Here is a 17,111-nt window from a genome sequence, read left to right as displayed (position 1 = left end):
AATATGCAAGCATTAATTGAAGAGTTAAATGAACAACTCATGATGAAGGGGTATAGTACAATTTCTGAACCAGAAACACATGAAGAAGATGGCACAACGATTTTCTTAGCTACCGGTGATGAAAAAATTGTTTATGTAAAGGTATTTGACAAAGGAGCAGATTTATCTTTTGAAGTACAAGATGCTGCTTTAATAGAGGCGCAGTATCATGAAGAGGCTCCGGATTTCATTTGGGCAACAAATGGTGAAGTAAATTATTACGCCGACTGTATTGAGTCAGATCCACTTGCAGAAATACCGGCTGTTATTGATGTAACTAAAAAAGAAAAACGGCAAATTTCTAAACAAGAAGAATGGTCCAGAAAGATGTACTCTACTCTTCAAAAGCGATTTGATGATTTGCATGAGCGCTTATATGGACCGGGTGGGGCTGATAATATTAGCAGTACCAACGAAGCCATAGATGAATTAAGTAAATTGCTTTTTATGGAGACATTCCGGTTGTATCATCCTGACTACGTATTAAGAGAAGGAAGTAATGCTGGTCTCCGAATTTTTGATATTTTAAAGTATCAACACATAAAGGAGAATGGAAAAGAAGCTGTTAGACAAATCCGAGATGCTTTTAAAGAAATAAAAAATCATGAGGATTACGTTGCAGTTAATGACCTCGGTGAAGAATGTTTTATCTTTAGTGAAGATGAATACATTAGGTTGGAAAATCCAGCTAACTTTATTGCGGCATTTAAAACATTTCAAGAATTAGATGATTTTGAAGATGAAAATGGAAACCGAGTAAAAGCGACATTGAAGAATGTCAGTGCGGATATATTAGGTCGTTTATTCGATGTACTAATGCGTGGTAAATATGACAATAAAATTGGTCAAGCTACATACCTAACGCCAAGACAAGTAACTGAAGCAATGATTGAAATGGTCATGCATGATTTAACATCTGATCCAAGAGAAGCATCAAAATTAATTACCACAGATGATAGGGGTCTACCAACCTTCAGAATGGGGGACATCACTTGCGGATCAGGTGGATTCTTAATAAAAGGTTATGAAGCAGTAAAAAAGTATATGCTCACCCAGTTCACAGGAACAATGAAAGAAAAAATGGAAAAACATTTTGATCTTATGAAAGAACATAGTTTTGTTGGAGCGGATAAAACACGAAATATGGTATTGAAAGCTCGCTTAAATATGGCGATGCATGGATTACCTAAAGCCCCAATTTTCTGGGTGACAGATTCATTAATGACTGAGTCATTAAAGCCTGAAAGCTTCGATTTAATTGTAACAAACCCACCATTTGCATCCGGATCAGTCTCGAATAAGACAGATGAGGGAAAGGTAATTTTAAAACATTATTGTACTGGTATTGACGAAACCGGAAAACCGAAGAAGGTTGGACTAAGTTTAGGTGCAAAACCAAATGCAAAAGGTTTGTGGAAAGAAGTTAATTCTACGGATCAAGCAATATTATTCATTGATCGTAATTTGCAATTGCTAAAGAGCGGTGGACAATTAATCATCGTTTTACCTGATGGTATTTTAAGTAATTCTAGTTATAAGCATGTACGAGAATATCTTATGGGTAAGAAAAATGAAATAACAGGTGAATTTGAGGGTGGAAGAGCAATTGTAAAAGCTGTAGTATCACTTCCTACTGTAACTTTTCAACTATCTGGAACTGGAGCTAAGACATCATTTTTATATGTGAAGAAAAAAGAACATGAAAATGAAAAACAAGGACCAGTTTTTATGGCAGTAGCTGAAGAAATTGGTTTTGACGTGAAAAATAAAGTCGAAGTGCAATTGGGAAATGATCATAATGATTTGTTGAAAATTATTTCTGAATATAAAAAAGGGATATAAAAGCATAGTGATTTGCTTATTATGAATTATTTTAAATTTAAGGAGGATTAAATGCAAAATTATAAAGCAATCAGTATTAAGCCTAGTATAAGCTTTATCAACACATTACTCTTTGAAGAAAGACTTGACGCAAAGTATTATTCGAATTTTAATTTAGCATTAATGAATAAGCTAATTGATAGCAATTTAGAAATAAAGCCATTAGGTGAACTGTCGTCAAAAATTACCCAAGGTCCTAATCCGAACTTTCTAAAAGATAAAACAGGTGTACCTTGTTTAAGGACACGCAATGTGTACGATGAGTATATTACGCTTGAAGGAGCAAATTTTGTATCTAAAACAGAATATGAAAAACTAAAAAGATTTAAAATTCAATATGGAGATATTTTAGTTGCTATTTTAGGAGAAGGTTCAATTGGAAAAAGTAATATCTTTACCTTGAATGATGAAGCGATTTTTAACCGCCCGATTGGTTTAGTTAGAATAAAGGGATCAAAAACGGATCCATTTTACGTAAGTACATATCTAAGAAGTTACTACGGAAAAAAGATATTAGAAAGAGGAATTTCTGGGTCATCCGGTCAACTTGTACTGGGAATAGAGTACTTAAAGGTTGTACCAGTACCTCTTCCAGAAATGAAAATTCAAACCTATATCGGTGATAAAATTCGTATGGCTGAAAAATTACGTAGTGAAGCTAAGTTATTAAACCAACAATGCATTGAGATATTTAATGAAACGATTAAATTTAATATGGACTTTATAGATTCCGATTTTTCAATTTCCTTCGATGATTATAAAACATTGAGTTCAAAACCTTCTATAATATATACTACTAAGAATTTTGGGATGAAAATTTCACCGCAATATTATCATCCTCGAAGAGTGTATCTTTTAGAGCAATTAAGGAAATTACCTCTTGAACTATTGAAGTTAACTGATTTAGCTAAACGAATTTCAGGTAAGAGTAAAGTAAATAGTTTGCGGTATGTTGGTCCAGATTGTATTGATAATACTTTTGGGCATTTATCGCCAGTGGAGGTTGATGTTTCAAGTAACACAGTAAAAGCACAGATAGAGGATATTCTATTTTGTCGTTTAAGACCAAATTTAAATAATGTTACAATTTGTGACAATGAAGAAGTACAAGCTTCAGCAGAATTTCTCCAATATAGGGCGAACGATAAATTTAAATATGTTTATTATCTTTTCTTTGTTTTAAGACAGCCTACTACTTTATACCAAATAGTAGATACTGCTATAGGCGATCGGCCAAGGGTTGATGAAGATTTAGTTGACGAATTACTCATACCTATAATTGAAGAAGGGAAAATGAGTGATATAAACGCAAAAATCAAAAATATGTATGCAAATTTAAGGCTGTCAGAGTCACTAATTTCAGAAGCCAAACAAGATATAGTAGATATTATTGAGGGTAAATTTGATAATTCAAAGATTTCTAAAATTGCCGAAGGAGAATAGTACCAAGAAAGGGGGAGGGCTGATTGGACTTTAAGAAGATGTACCAAAGGTTAGAAAGTTTATATAATTTCGGAGAATGTAAATATTATCACTCCCTTTCCTTTTTGGAAAAACATAAATTATTAATACAACTAAATGATTGTTATATAATTACCAATAATTGGACTAATATTAGTGATATATTCAAGTCAAAAGAAGAATGTATAAATTTATTATTTTGTTTTAATGGGGATTATCAAGAATATCTAGCTGAATTAGCACTTTTTACTGCTTTACAAATGAGCAAAACTGAGGATTTAGAAGCAATTGAAACGTTTGTAAATAATTTATCAAAACTTTCTACTTATGCTGTTACTGTATTAGCAGAAATTAAAGAAGAAAGTGGTTATTCAATTGGACGTTTAGAAGAACGTATCAAACAAAAAGAAGAACAATACCAAAGCCTTAATAGATTAATTTTTGATGGGCAACCACACTATCAGCGAGTCATGTTTTATTTAATACACCTCCAATCATTTAAACGAGAAAATGTTATTGAAGATACATTCCTTGGTAAAAAGATAGACGATCAGTGGAAAAAAGGTAGAAAGATCTCAACTAATTTGACGCTTAGCCCATTGAAAGTACGGCCATTATATACACTAGTTCCTTCTACACCGGAACGTAAAATTGACCATCCGCCATTCCAACATATTTTTACATACCCTTGGAAGTTATTTGTATTCCTTTGTTGTATTGTACGAGAGAATTTTGAAGCACAAGGAGTACAGGCTATTCGCTTTCAAGTGGTTGGGGATGGTGTTGATGTGTTATTAACAGCAAGTAATCATCAGGAATTTCGATATGGGAGCTTTGATGAATTTGCTATTGAATTCTGTAAAGTAAATCAGTATCAACTATTTCCGAATGAATTGCGTAACTTACACACTATTTTTCAAAATCTTGTTGAACGTAAATTACTTACTGTTGTAGAAGATGAATATCGTATACCAACAACAATAGAAGATGTAATATATCATACTCGTTTATTTATTCCTCTTATTGCTGAGAGTAAACAGCTACGTGGAAGGTTGGAGCAATGGGTCGATGAATTGAGGGAAAAACGATGAAACATATTCGCATTTCAATTGAACGCTTTTGGATTGAACCGGGCAACTTTGAATTATGGTGTGAGCAATTATCGCGCATACCACAGCAAACAGAAGCTAAATCAATGAAAGAAATTGCCTCATTTTACTTAAATAAAGATGTAATTGAAAAAGATAAAAAGCTTGATCGTTCAAAAGAATTGTTTGGATTATTAGGATATGAATACTTTAAACGGACCTCTCAATTTGAAATTAAAGGTGTATTCTTCCTTGAACGAATTGATGGTTATTTACAACTAACTGAGGACGCAAAGAAAATTATAAGTTCCTATAAAAATGATGATCGATGGGAATTGTTGTTAGCAAGGCAGTTATTACGGTTCTCACCAAGAGTTAGGGTAGTTATTCAAATACTATTAAATGGTGGATATTTTAATACTAATGGTGCATCGTTGGATTTTATCGGGAAATGGCAGCTAGAGATGGACGGTGCATCATATCATCCTTTTGCAAGTAATCCGCAAAAAAATGATATGAATCGTTTATTAGAACAATTAAAAGTAGAGGCACTAGGTAGTGAGTGGATGAAACTTCTTCTGGAGAAAGAAGTTGGGTTGGAAGAAGGCTGGTCTTTTATTGGCTCTGGAGGAAAAGAACCTGCTATAACAAATCTAACAGCATTTATGCGCGCTCCTATGCAGTTGTTTGATTATCTAGATTGGTTCATTAGAGATGAAGGAGGAAAAGTAATTTTAAATAAAGAAAAAGTCTCTAATGACATAGATGACTTAGATTCGCTATTTACTATTACTCCAACAGATTCAGTAGATGAAGTACATACATTAAAAGAAACTATTCATTCTCTCTCTGATGATCGTGGCTTTTTCCCACTTGAACCAGCCTTAGAACAAATTTTTAAAAAGCATTACCCTTCTTGGGATAAAGGGCTTTCTCGGTTTGTTGATTATTATATTACAAATGGTATAAGTAAGGGGATTTTTACTATAATTGCACATGAATCAGGCCAACCACGTCATGGTAGAGGTTATTTAGGAAAACGCGAGTATCAGTTAATAAAGCTTGATATTCACCGATAAGGAGTGTTCAATTCATGAAAAAATCAGTTTGGTTAAAAGATGGGGTTTCTACCTTTCCTGTGTTACAGCCAATGGTTGGGCAACATGAGTTTTTTCAAGCATATCAGAATTTTTTAAGTGATATCAAAGAAGCACCGATGTCTCGTATTTTTACACTGATTGCGAAATGGGGTATTGGTAAATCAAGGCTTGCTTATGAACTCATAAGTGAAGTCCTTGGAATTGATAAAGGTTGGACAATTCGAAATAGTGATGGGGATTTAGAAGAAGTCAGGCTTTTGAAAGAAGATTTTGAAGATCGTATATTACCAATTTATATTCGCTATGAACAAATGAATGAAGATTATCTGTATGGAGACAATTGGGTGGGCTACGGAGCATATATTGCTCTATCAAAACTTGCCAATCAAAATGTTGAAACAACAATTCAGGGCAGTATTATTAAGCATTTGCAAAGTAACCTAATTCCACTTGGTTTTTCACCTCAAAAACTTGGTGAGATTATTGAAAAAGGACAACATTCTCCAGAACAATTATTAGGAGAAGATATTCCACTCCTAGATAAGCTTGTACAAGAAGGAATGAAGTATTTAAATCAATTTTCAATTGATCACCTACATATTATCGTTGATGAAGTGGAATCAGAATATGAATTGTTTAGAGATGAAATACATGAAAACAATGAAGAACGAAAAAAGAAACTAGATGGTGAAGCGATAAAAGTTATAACGTCTGCCATTAAGCATGAGGATAGTCGTTCTCGGCATCCTAATGTTTCATTCTTACTACTATGCTCTCCAGCAATTGGTGATCAAATTAAGTCACTAGAAGCATTAGATCGTCGTGGAGATAAGTTAGAGATGACACAGAATTCGTACGCGGATATCTCCGATTATATTGAATCTTTACAAAAAACGGGGAAGATTCGTCAATATCCTGAAGGGCTCGTTGAAGCGTCTTATACTATTGCTGCAGGGAACTTTGGTTGGCTTAATGTCATTATGGCTCATTGTGATCAATATTTAGATAATCAACCTGATGCTGAGGCAGGGCAAATATTACTTGATCTTTCTCAATCTGTACCGCGTTTTAAAGATAGTTTAATTGATATTTCACAACTTGATTATATTGATTCGAGTCCTGTACATCAACCGTTGCTAAAAAAGGCATTATTACGTCAATTACCGGTCCCTAAACAGGAGTATACCGAACAAGAGCAACAAGTATTATTATCAGCAAAAAATCTTCAAGGAATTCCTTTATTTAAAGAATTTATTGCTATTCCACTTACAAAAAGTGATCTTGGCTTTTATCTTGTAAATAATAAATATCGCCCAGATGTTGACCATTTCTTTGTAAATGAGTCAACAGGTGAGAAGTTTAGCCTAGATGTTTTAATTCGTAGTTTGGAAACATTTTCTATTAATGCACCAGATAATTATTTTATCATCGGAAAAGAAAGGGAAACTTTTCTTTCACAAGTAAGAACACTTTATCCAAAAGATGAGGTCGTCGATGCAGCTGAGATTTTATTTAGTTATTTTGAACAAAAAAAAGACCAAGTTTTAAAAGAAACGTTTATTGGTCCAAATTTTGCTTTTCTTGAGCGTTTGAATCGTCGGTATGCTGCACAAACAGGTATTGCAAATTACTTGTTATTAGATGAAAAGGATCAAGAATTACAGCAGTTGCTAAAAGAACGTACAAAGGATTATGGAAAAGATATCGAAAGAACGGTTTTAGGGTTTATTCGTTCATTAGAACAAGAATATCCATCTACTGAAACACTTAAAATTAAAGGACAAGTGTGTGGACTTAGGAGTCATGTTGAACGGGATATTTACTTAGGAGTTCATCCTAAAAAGGTTGTAGATGTCGTTTGGGCAAGTAGATTAGAAAATTTAAATGACCTTGCAGAAAGTAATCTTCTTGATATTGGCGTGCATCCAATATTTATTTTATCGTCTACAGCTGATACAGAAATTGATATTAACAAGTTTAAACGTGACTACCCACTTGCAGGCAGATGTGTAATCTTTTTCCAAGTAACGAATTTACAGAAGAATGTATTAGAAGTTTTATCTGTTGACCGTGAAGTCATGGATATTCGACCAGTTGCTCATCAATTAGCGACTCCTTTTAAGGCAAAGATTAGAGCATTACGTGATGAAATTGCTAAAGTTTCAAGAGTTTGGTTTGAATATATTGATCAGCAAGGCTATGTATTAAGACCTTTAATCTTTACAAAGGCCGAAGAAGATAACCTAGCATTATTAGCAGAAGGGTACACTAGGATGTTAATTCATAGTGCAACCTCTACAGAACTTGGTATTAAACAAGGGGTTAAATTCCCTGAGAGTGAAAAATATAATAGATTTTTCCAAGTCTTAAAAGCAACGGAAGTCCGAGCAAAGCTAGAAAAGGATGGATATGAGGGTGCTAAGTTATTTGTAAAGACAAATGAAGATGATTATGAGGTTCAAGTGCCTGTAACATTTGCTGCATTGTTAACCTATATAGGGTACACTCGACGTGTTTTTAAAGATATTCAAAATACATTCTTTTTTAGTTCTGTTGATACAATCAAACCAGCTAAAATTGTTGAGCAATGGATTTACTTTCTACAAGATTTAAAAGTCATTGAAGTTCAAGGTGGCACTCACGCTCAAAATGTAATAAAAGCTACATTAGAATTTCAACGTGATAAAGTCCAAAAGTGGCGTGATGAAGAGTACGACAAGTTAGTTGACGAATTTAAACAAACTATTGATAAAAATAGACTCGGCATACTAAAAGACGATAAATATCGTGGTCGTTTAGATTTAATTAATGAAGTATTAAAAGAGATTAATCTTTCTTCATTACAGGTTGATACAGTTAATCCACTTGATACTTGGAAGGAACAATTAAAGCTACTACAAACTTTCCATACAGAATGTAATTTTATTTATGATGAAGAACAATGGAATTCAATACCGTTTAATGAGCGAATAATAAGCACTTTAAATATCCAAGACAATGAAATGCCTATTTGGAAAAAGCTTCGACTCGTTCAATTGTTCCATGATTATATTTCGACCTTACAAAGAAATATATTGTCCAAATTAAAGGAAAAACTTGAATCCATAAAATCTAAGAGTACCTATAAGGATTATGTTTTACCAATTATCCAATTTACTAATGCATTAGAACGCTATCAAACAGAAATCGAATATGCAAAGGATTATATAAAATCTTCAAAACGTGAAACGATGGTTGCTCAATCAGATAGCCTAGCACATTATTTATGGTTGGCTAATTACAAAGAGGCAATAGATAGATTAAACACGATGATTAGTGAAATAGGTTTGAAAAAAGAGGGACAAAATCAAGTTGAATGGAAAGAGCATAGTGGTATTTCTGGTCGTTATGATGAAATGTTTGAAAAATTTAAACAAGTAGTAGATTATTTTGTTGAGAATCAGCCAATTGTTCAGAAATGGTTATCTTACTTTGAGTCAGCACCTATTGATGTAAAACAAAAAGTTCAGTCAGACCAACTTGAGGCAAATTATCATGAAATTCATATGTTTCTTGAAGCTGGGTTTGATGAGCAAATCGATGATTACCATCTGGCGCAAAAAGGTAATCCTATTCAACTAATTGAATACAGTGAGAGGTTATTACAAGAACACAAAAATAACATTACATCTTTAATCTCAATGCTTAACCAAATTGAAAGTTCAATGAGGAAAATTCGTGACGAATACTATGATCAAGAATTGATTGATTCAGTGAACTTTATTTATCGCCTTCAGCATAAATTACCTTATCAGCCGGAAATTGGTACAGCAATCCAAGAGATCAGCTATGAAAAAACAATAGAAACTGTAAAAAAGAAAATGGAACAATTAGATGAAGACGGTAGACAATTCTTTAAGGATAAGAATGCTCAGTTTGTTCGATTCGAATTTTTTAAAGAGGTTGTTAAGAGTAAGGCGGATATTGATTGGAAAAGTTATCCTAGAGAAAAAGAGGAACTAGAAAACTTCGGCCTTATAAAAACAAAAGTGGTGTTGTCCTAATGAACATCCAAATCGTTAAGAAGTTTACAAAAAGAACGGAATATAAAATGTTAAAGAACTGGATAAGTGCTGACGAACGAAATATTGATGAATTAACTTCTGGTATTTGTGTTATTCCAGCTATTATCATATTGAAATTGTCGGAAGTGGAGTTGCAATCATTAAATAAATGGTGGAGACAATGGGGGAACCAACTTATTGTTTCCCCTCCTTTTCATCAAATGGACGTTGTTTCTAAGCTTCAATTAAATGTTGATCTGTCAGTACAAGGAATTGAAGCCCAATCATTTAATAGCCTTCCTGTTATTGAATCAATTAAAACGAATACTAAATCAAAATGGGAACTTGCTAACGGTGAGATAGTCGCTATTGATCATTTTGAACATTCGGGAAGTGGATGTGTCACTTTAACAACAGTTCCATTACTCGATTATCGTTTATTGTCCAAGCAAGATATATGTAAAAAGTTGTTTTTAGAATTAATAATAGAAAATAAAAATGATGAATCCACCACAGTTCAAGAGCCATTTATACCTAGCCCTGTTCATGAATACATACTGATACTAGCTTCTGCAAACGTATTAGAACCAACTAAGATATCAGGGCAGTTGAGCAACTTCTTTAAGGAAAACCTATCACATAATAAAGCTTTGGAATTGCTTCAACAGTTGATTGATCAGAAACTTCTAGAGGATTCAGGTGCAACAACAGATGAGGGAGAAAGATATATCAATCTTAAAGGATATAAAGCGTTTGTTCGAGAGATAAAGAGATGGAGGCGTGACGATGGAGCATGGAGATAAGAAAAGAGATATATCCATCGCAAATAGTTTAGTTGCAAAGGTACAATTGGGTTTACCAAGTACAGTCGCCAAACTGGGTTCTAAAATGCGTTTTATTGATCAAATAGCTCCAAAACTTCGTAATAGTGGTGTAATTCGAACGGTAACTAAGAAGGTCCCATTAACTCTGAATGTCACAGGTATTGCTACTGCAAGTAAAACAATCCCTGCTTTTGGTGGAATTCTTTATAGTGCAGGAGCGCTACGCCAAGATCTTTCCATTAAAGATGGAGTAGTATATCAAACCTTTCAAGATAGTCTGGTGGATATTGATGAAGCGGATGACGTTGATGTAACCCAAAAGTTGAAATTTGTTCATATTAATCAGATGTATGATTTGTTAGAAGAGTTATTAAATGAATCAAATAGACCTGAACTTGTAATTGTAGATACACCTTTAATACTAGAACGAAGCGATGCACCGTTGGAATCCTATGAAGAACTTCACTCTGACTATATCTCTTGTAAAGAGAGAATTGAACAGTTTTGGAAGGAACATAAACATGAGATTTACCCTTTTAACTCTAGTGGGATCAAAATTGTATCAGTTAGTTCTAAACGTTTTGGTTCGGTATTCTATGGACTAACCTCTGAACAAACTGATAAATATATGATTGATGCATTAGTCACACAAGAGATTTCAGCGCTTAGCGTGTCTTTTGATAAGATAAAAAAAGTCGGTGTAAAAAAACTATTAAATGGAGTTTTAACAAGACGAACAAGAACAGCTGCCTATGAATTTGACCTCTTAACCTCAGATAATCGGTTAGAGCCTCAATTTGTTAGAGAGCTTGGAGTAATAAATTTTCACTTTCGTGCAGGCATGAGAACGATGCCTCTGTTAGTTGAAGCAATTGGGAATAAAGGAGACTGGCACACTGAATCAATCGATCAGTTAACCTCTGATTTGATTTCATTATATACAATTGATCAATTAAAAGCATTACCTCTGCCACTTTGGTATGCAAGTCATGGATTAAAGGCTATTAAGACTGGGACAATTATTCAGTATTATAAGTCACAGGCTCAAGAAATGATTAAAAATGAAAAGGTAGAAAGTGTATGGACCGAGGAAGTTGATTTGTTTGGGGAGGATGACTTATGAGCCAAGATAAATATATTGGTAAGCTAATTGGAAACACAGGAAATCCAAACGATTTAAAAATGATTCTCCATGATAGTTTTGTTGCAAGACGGGGGGAATTTGTTAAGATAGCCCACCAAGAACGAGAGGATGAAGAAGTGACATATGTTCTTGGACGCATTACATCTATATCTAGGAGTAACATTCTTTATAACAGTGAAATGGGAGATGGATTAAATTCCATTGAATTACTGCCCGGCACACAAATGACAGGAGAAACACTTTTTGGAGCGATTGATCTTGTAGGGTACAAAGAGGCTAGAACTGGTCAAATTCGCATTCCAAGAAGACCTCTTGATCCCGGTAGTAAGGTTTTGGGAGTCGATTATGAGTTTCTTGCTAAATTCTATCAATTTGATGAGAACAAAAGCATTGCAATTGGAAATCTAATTGGTTATGAACGTGGAGAAAATATAGTACCAGTTTATATGGATGTTAATAAATTAGTAACGGAACATTTAGCAGTATTAGCGATGACTGGCTCAGGTAAGTCATATACAGTTGGCCGTATTATTGAAAGATTAGTTGCTCAAATGAACGGAACAGTAGTGGTTTTTGACACGCATGGTGAATACGGTAAAGCTTTTGAAAAAGGAACTGTTCATTTCAACAGTGATTTAGAACATGTTGAGGATCCGAAAGAAAAGGATAATATCCTATTTATTCAAGAAAGGCTAAAGAAGCTGCAAGAAGCTGGTGGTGGTATTAGGGTATATACCCCACAAATGGAGGAATTTGATTACAAATATGCTGGTAAAAACAATCATCTCGCTTTACAGTTTGACCGTTTTGAAATGGATGATTTTGAAGAAATTTTACCGGGCCTAACGGAACCTCAACAACGAGTACTGGATGTTGCACTTCGTTACTGGAAATTCAAGTATCCACATCCACCAAGGGATATTAAAGATTTACGTGAACTACTGTCTGGTGATTTAGAAGAACTTAAAAGTTGGGATGATCTTTCTGATGCCGAATCACGTGCTTTAAACGGTAGGAGTGCTGCTGTTGCATCTATGAAGTTAAAACGGGTTATTAACGAAGCTAAAAGCTTCTACACTAGAGCAATTGGTGAACCAACCGATATATATAATTTAATTGGTGAAATGAATGAAAAAAATGGCCGATTAATTATAGTTGATTTACAAGGGATATCGGATGATGCGAAACAAATTGTAACAGCTTTAGTGTCTAGTGAAATTATGCGTGCTGCTGCAGATAAACAACGACCAATTCGTCCATGCTTCTTAGTTTATGAAGAAGGACATAATTATGCTCCAGCAGGTACTCCAACTATTTCAAAGAAAATCATAAAGAAAATTGCAGCAGAGGGAAGAAAATTTGGTGTTGGTTTTGCGATTGTTTCCCAACGTCCATCAAAATTAGATGCTGATGTAACTTCACAGTGTAACACAATTATTACTATGCGTTTGAAAAACCCAGATGATCAACGTTTTATTACAAAAACTTCAGATATGCTTACAAAAGCTGATATTGATGAATTACCTGCACTATCTACAGGAGAAGCATTACTTACTGGTCGTTCTATTCCAGCACCATTATTGGTAAAAGTCGGTACGAAAGCCCTCGTTCATGGTGGTCAATCACCAGAAGTTGTTAAAGAATGGGGAGTCTTTAATGGATAAGGAAGAAATAAAAGAATGGATTATCCAAGAGTTTAAAAATGGCAAGATTCGTGATACTTGGTTTCCAATGCTATCTGTTTCAGGAGTGCGAGATTATTCAGAAACCGTTCATTCCACCGGATTAAACTATATCACTGAGATAGGGAGACAGTTAGATGGATATACAGCAGTGTCTGAGTATCCTGTTTATCCTATCAATGAAAGTTTTGGTCATATCATAACTCGTGAAGTTCGACCTGATTCAATTTGGTATGACAAAGAAGACCTGAAGCCAGTATTAGTTTCTGAATTTGAAAGGTTTGAAAATTCTAAAGCTAAAAATGATAAATTAAGGGAAAAGATTGAAAACCTATTGATTGCCTATCACCAACTTGGCGGTAATCTTCCCATTATATTATTTGTTTATTGGTCTCACAGTGGAATAGTGCCAAAAGATATTGAAAAATATATTTCTATTTTTGATGAAGGATTCCGATTACCAAATGGCATTTATATTAATGGGATTAATTCATTTGAAAGTGATTATTTGGTTTTTCAAGCGGTTGCTAAAGGTAACAAAGAAAAATTAACGATCAATCAATGGATTCAGGTGAAGTAGTATGGTACGTAAACGATATATATTAGATTTAAAAAGGGATATGGAACTAGGGGACAAGTATGTTTTACAAGAGTATGTAAGTGAAGGGACTTTTGGGCAAGTGTGGAAGGCTGTTCGACGTGATGACAGTCAAACAGTAGCTCTAAAGATACCGAAAAGTCAAGAAAAGGGAGATAAGGTATTAGCAGAGGGGTTGAAGCTAAAGGGTATCTCTCATCCTAACCTTATTCAAATATATGATATGGGCCGTGTTGACGGGTATTTCATTATTGAAATGGAATATTTCGAAGGTCATCCCTTATCCCAAGAGTTAACAAGTACTGGCATATCCACTCTTCGTACTTTTCAAACAGTGTATGAAATATTCGAGAGGATTTTAGATGGCTTAGAATTCATGCACGTTTTGAAGATAGCTCATGGAGATATTAAACCAGATAATATATTAATTAAAGATGAGCAAGTGAAGATTACAGATTTTGGGACAAGTCGTTTAATTGAAGATATCTTTGTAAAGACAATTGATGGCGCAGGTACATATGCGTATATAGCACCAGAGGTAGCTAATTCAAAAGAGAGATATTTAAATTCAGATATCTATTCACTAGGAGCTATTCTCTATCAATTCCTTACAGGGCAAACACCGCATGATACTTTTCTGGATGTTATTCATAATAAGCCTTTTCCACGTCCAAGAGAATTAAATAAATCAATTCCTGAATGCATGGAGCAAGTAATCTTAAAATCCTTAGCTCGTAATCCAGATGAACGATATCAGACAATCACTGAGCTAAGATATGATTTTAAAAGAGCTGTAGAAAAACACCTACAGCAAGAAACAACAGAAAAGCATGTTCCAAGATCTACTCTTGTTGAAAAAAGAGATGCTCTAGAACTAGCAATCACTAATTGTAAGTTAGGTAAGTTCAAGCTTGCAGAAAAGATTCTTCAAACTGAAATTGCAAATAATCGTGTGTATCCTGACTTACTTCTACAGTTAGCATTTGTTTACTTTAAAACAGATCGTCGTTTTGAAGCGTTAAAAACAATAGATAGTATTAATGTAAATGCCGTTGAAGAAACCAGAAGAGAAATCTTCATAACTTCGTTGAAAGAATTAAAGGCAAGAATCTTATTCTCAATTAAGAAATTCGAAGAAGCTCAGAAAATCTATCAACAATTAGTACACTGGCAACCTAAATCTATAGATTATCGCTACCGTTTAGCAATATGCTATGGTCTTTGTAATCAAGAAGATAAGGCAATTCAAATATTAGAGGATATAAATCAAGAGACACCGGGAGTTTGGGTGGTTGTAAAGAAATTAGGTCAAGCTTACGAGCAAAAAAGGGAATATGAAAAAGCCAGAGGTTATTTTAGATATGCTCATCGGCTAAAACCAGATGATTTAGAAGTGAAAAACAAACTAAAAAAATATGATTTTTATTTATAATTTGATTTAGTATGTTAATTTTGGACGGGGAAAAGGACCGTCTTTTTTTATTTCTTTAGGATTGCTAGACTATAAATTTGAACAAGTCTGTTTGAACAAATTAATACCCTATTTTTATCGCGGTTATGATTGTTCAACTAGGGTGCACTTAGATTGAATAAAACAAAAAAGTCGTTCCGGTATCGTTAAAATAATTATTAAAATATATAGAACGTATATAATGGATTAAAAAAGGATCAGAATTAGTGTTCCCTTTGGTATCGTGTATCAGTTATGTTCCACAGTAGCCGTACCATTGTAGGAATTTTGTTTTTTATTGATAGGATAATCTTACTATACAAATTTTATAAGGTAAAATTATACTTAATTTTCTCAAGAAAAAATTAGGAGTGATATTATGGCGAAACTCGACTATGTAATAAAGCTTGTTTATCCAGATTGGGTCATTGATGAGCATAGGGGGCAAAGAATGGGGTTTGCTGCAAAATATAAAAATGTTAACTTTCCAGTTGGGGCAAAAATGCTAGTGTACTTAACAGAGCAGCAATTAATTATGGGAGTTAATACTGTTAAAGGTTCTTGGAAGGACGGTCAGATTTATCCTTCAAGCTCAGGATATCCATTAAAGCTTCCGATATATATGGATTATGAAGTTCAAAAAGATGGTCTGGGTATAACATTAAAAGAAGTTCAAAGAGTAGTTCCGATATTTCACCCCCATAAAGATTTAAGTTTCTTTCCTATAAATGAAGAACAATATGTGACTTTAGAGAAAATGTTAATTGATAAAAACCACTAGTTAGAGATATATAGATAAAGTAGCAAAAAAACAAAGAACCTTAGAATTGTTGTGATATCTAAATTTCTAGGATGCTTGTTATTGCTCTTTGTTAAGTAATTTAATAAACGAGATTAATGTATTATTAATTGCATCACTAAAGATTGAAAACTTTCTATATTAATAACATGACAATGAATTATATTAATATATTGATAATATTGGGTTTCCAAGTGAGTGTGTAATAAAGTTAAAGGAGAGGATTAGTGATTTGGTCAAATATACCTTATATATGGCAAGAATGTTTTAAGGTGGCGTGGGAGTCCTTTAAGGAAGGTTCTCGTCCGGTTGGAGCAATTATTACTAATGAGGAAGGTAAAAATATTAACTACGGGTAAGTGCTACTTTCAAAGAACTATCTGATTGCATACTTTCACATAATGAACTTGCACATGCGGAGGTAAATGCATTATTAAAGTTGGATAACGTATATATAATCATGTAAGTCAGTATATTTTATATTCGACTCTAGAGCCATGTCCTTTATGCTTTAGTGTTTTTTATATGAGTGGGATTAGAAATTTAAAATATGCTGCTAAAGACAAATATGGAGGGAGTACAAATTTAATTAACATAACTCCTTACCTTAGTCGAAAACCAATCAAAATAACAGGTCCTATTGAGGAATTAGCTGATTTATCTATTCAGAAGATTATCCACTGGCCGTAGAATTGGCAAAGGATTGGATTTATAGAGGGAATTTAACAAACTATCAGCAATTAGAAATACAAGATGTTTACAATATGATGCTTACAGAATTGGAAAATAACAAAGATATTTACTCTACTTAATTGAAAGAGATTCCCCGTCTATAATGATAAGTTTCTTTTTACTTGAAGGGTACAAGGCGGTTAAGAATTTGGGGAGTAGAAAAATACAAACAGTATTCACTTCCCAAAGAAACTTGAATAAAACTACATAAGATTTTTTTTAGGAGAGCTTCTTAGAGTGCGTAAATTACCATTATCGCACTCTTTTTTA

General features: G+C 33.7%; 11 protein-coding genes. All 11 read left to right on the top strand.

All coding sequences use genetic code 11. From position 1 onward, the window contains the following. The first annotated feature begins 3 nt into the window (after positions 1-3). The 11 genes from CVD28_RS07780 (at position 4) to CVD28_RS07730 (ending at position 16,091) form a co-directional block, all read left to right on the top strand. Complete coding sequence (locus tag CVD28_RS07780; RefSeq protein WP_101591807.1) at positions 4-1,881, top strand: HsdM family class I SAM-dependent methyltransferase; 1,878 nt, start codon at positions 4-6, stop codon at positions 1,879-1,881. Positions 1,882-1,932: 51 nt separating this feature from the next. After that, the gene (locus tag CVD28_RS07775; RefSeq protein ID WP_101591806.1) at positions 1,933-3,363 is read left to right on the top strand and encodes a restriction endonuclease subunit S; all 1,431 of its coding nucleotides are present in this window, start codon (positions 1,933-1,935) and stop codon (positions 3,361-3,363) included. Positions 3,364-3,386: 23 nt separating this feature from the next. Beyond that, a complete protein-coding gene (locus CVD28_RS07770; protein WP_101591805.1) occupies positions 3,387-4,472 on the top strand; it encodes a hypothetical protein in 1,086 nt (361 codons plus the stop codon). Continuing rightward, a complete protein-coding gene (locus tag CVD28_RS07765; RefSeq protein WP_101591804.1) occupies positions 4,469-5,548 on the top strand; it encodes a hypothetical protein in 1,080 nt (359 codons plus the stop codon). The genes CVD28_RS07770 and CVD28_RS07765 overlap by 4 nt, the downstream gene beginning before the upstream one ends. Before the next feature lie 14 nt (positions 5,549-5,562). Then, positions 5,563-9,612 (top strand): hypothetical protein, encoded by a 4,050-nt coding sequence (locus CVD28_RS07760; protein WP_101591803.1) that lies wholly within the window; start codon positions 5,563-5,565, stop codon positions 9,610-9,612. Further along, positions 9,612-10,415, top strand: a complete 804-nt coding sequence (locus CVD28_RS07755) for a hypothetical protein (RefSeq protein WP_101591802.1) — start codon at positions 9,612-9,614, stop codon at positions 10,413-10,415. The genes CVD28_RS07760 and CVD28_RS07755 overlap by 1 nt, the downstream gene beginning before the upstream one ends. Continuing rightward, positions 10,399-11,559 (top strand): hypothetical protein, encoded by a 1,161-nt coding sequence (locus tag CVD28_RS07750; RefSeq protein WP_101591801.1) that lies wholly within the window; start codon positions 10,399-10,401, stop codon positions 11,557-11,559. The genes CVD28_RS07755 and CVD28_RS07750 overlap by 17 nt, the downstream gene beginning before the upstream one ends. Beyond that, positions 11,556-13,244, top strand: a complete 1,689-nt coding sequence (locus CVD28_RS07745) for a helicase HerA domain-containing protein (protein ID WP_101591800.1) — start codon at positions 11,556-11,558, stop codon at positions 13,242-13,244. Before CVD28_RS07750 ends, CVD28_RS07745 begins: the two co-directional genes overlap by 4 nt. Then, the gene (locus CVD28_RS07740) at positions 13,237-13,842 is read left to right on the top strand and encodes a hypothetical protein (protein WP_101591799.1); all 606 of its coding nucleotides are present in this window, start codon (positions 13,237-13,239) and stop codon (positions 13,840-13,842) included. The genes CVD28_RS07745 and CVD28_RS07740 overlap by 8 nt, the downstream gene beginning before the upstream one ends. A 1-nt stretch (position 13,843) precedes the next feature. Then, positions 13,844-15,292 (top strand): serine/threonine-protein kinase, encoded by a 1,449-nt coding sequence (locus CVD28_RS07735; RefSeq protein WP_219621189.1) that lies wholly within the window; start codon positions 13,844-13,846, stop codon positions 15,290-15,292. Between the two features lie 469 nt (positions 15,293-15,761). After that, positions 15,762-16,091 (top strand): hypothetical protein, encoded by a 330-nt coding sequence (locus CVD28_RS07730; protein ID WP_180954046.1) that lies wholly within the window; start codon positions 15,762-15,764, stop codon positions 16,089-16,091. Positions 16,092-17,111: the final 1,020 nt, after the last annotated feature.

Source organism: Bacillus sp. M6-12 (genome assembly GCF_002860285.1).
GTDB lineage: Bacteria > Bacillota > Bacilli > Bacillales > DSM-1321 > Peribacillus.
Note: the sequence above shows the minus strand (reverse complement) of the source record. Positions and strands in the feature narration are given on the sequence as shown.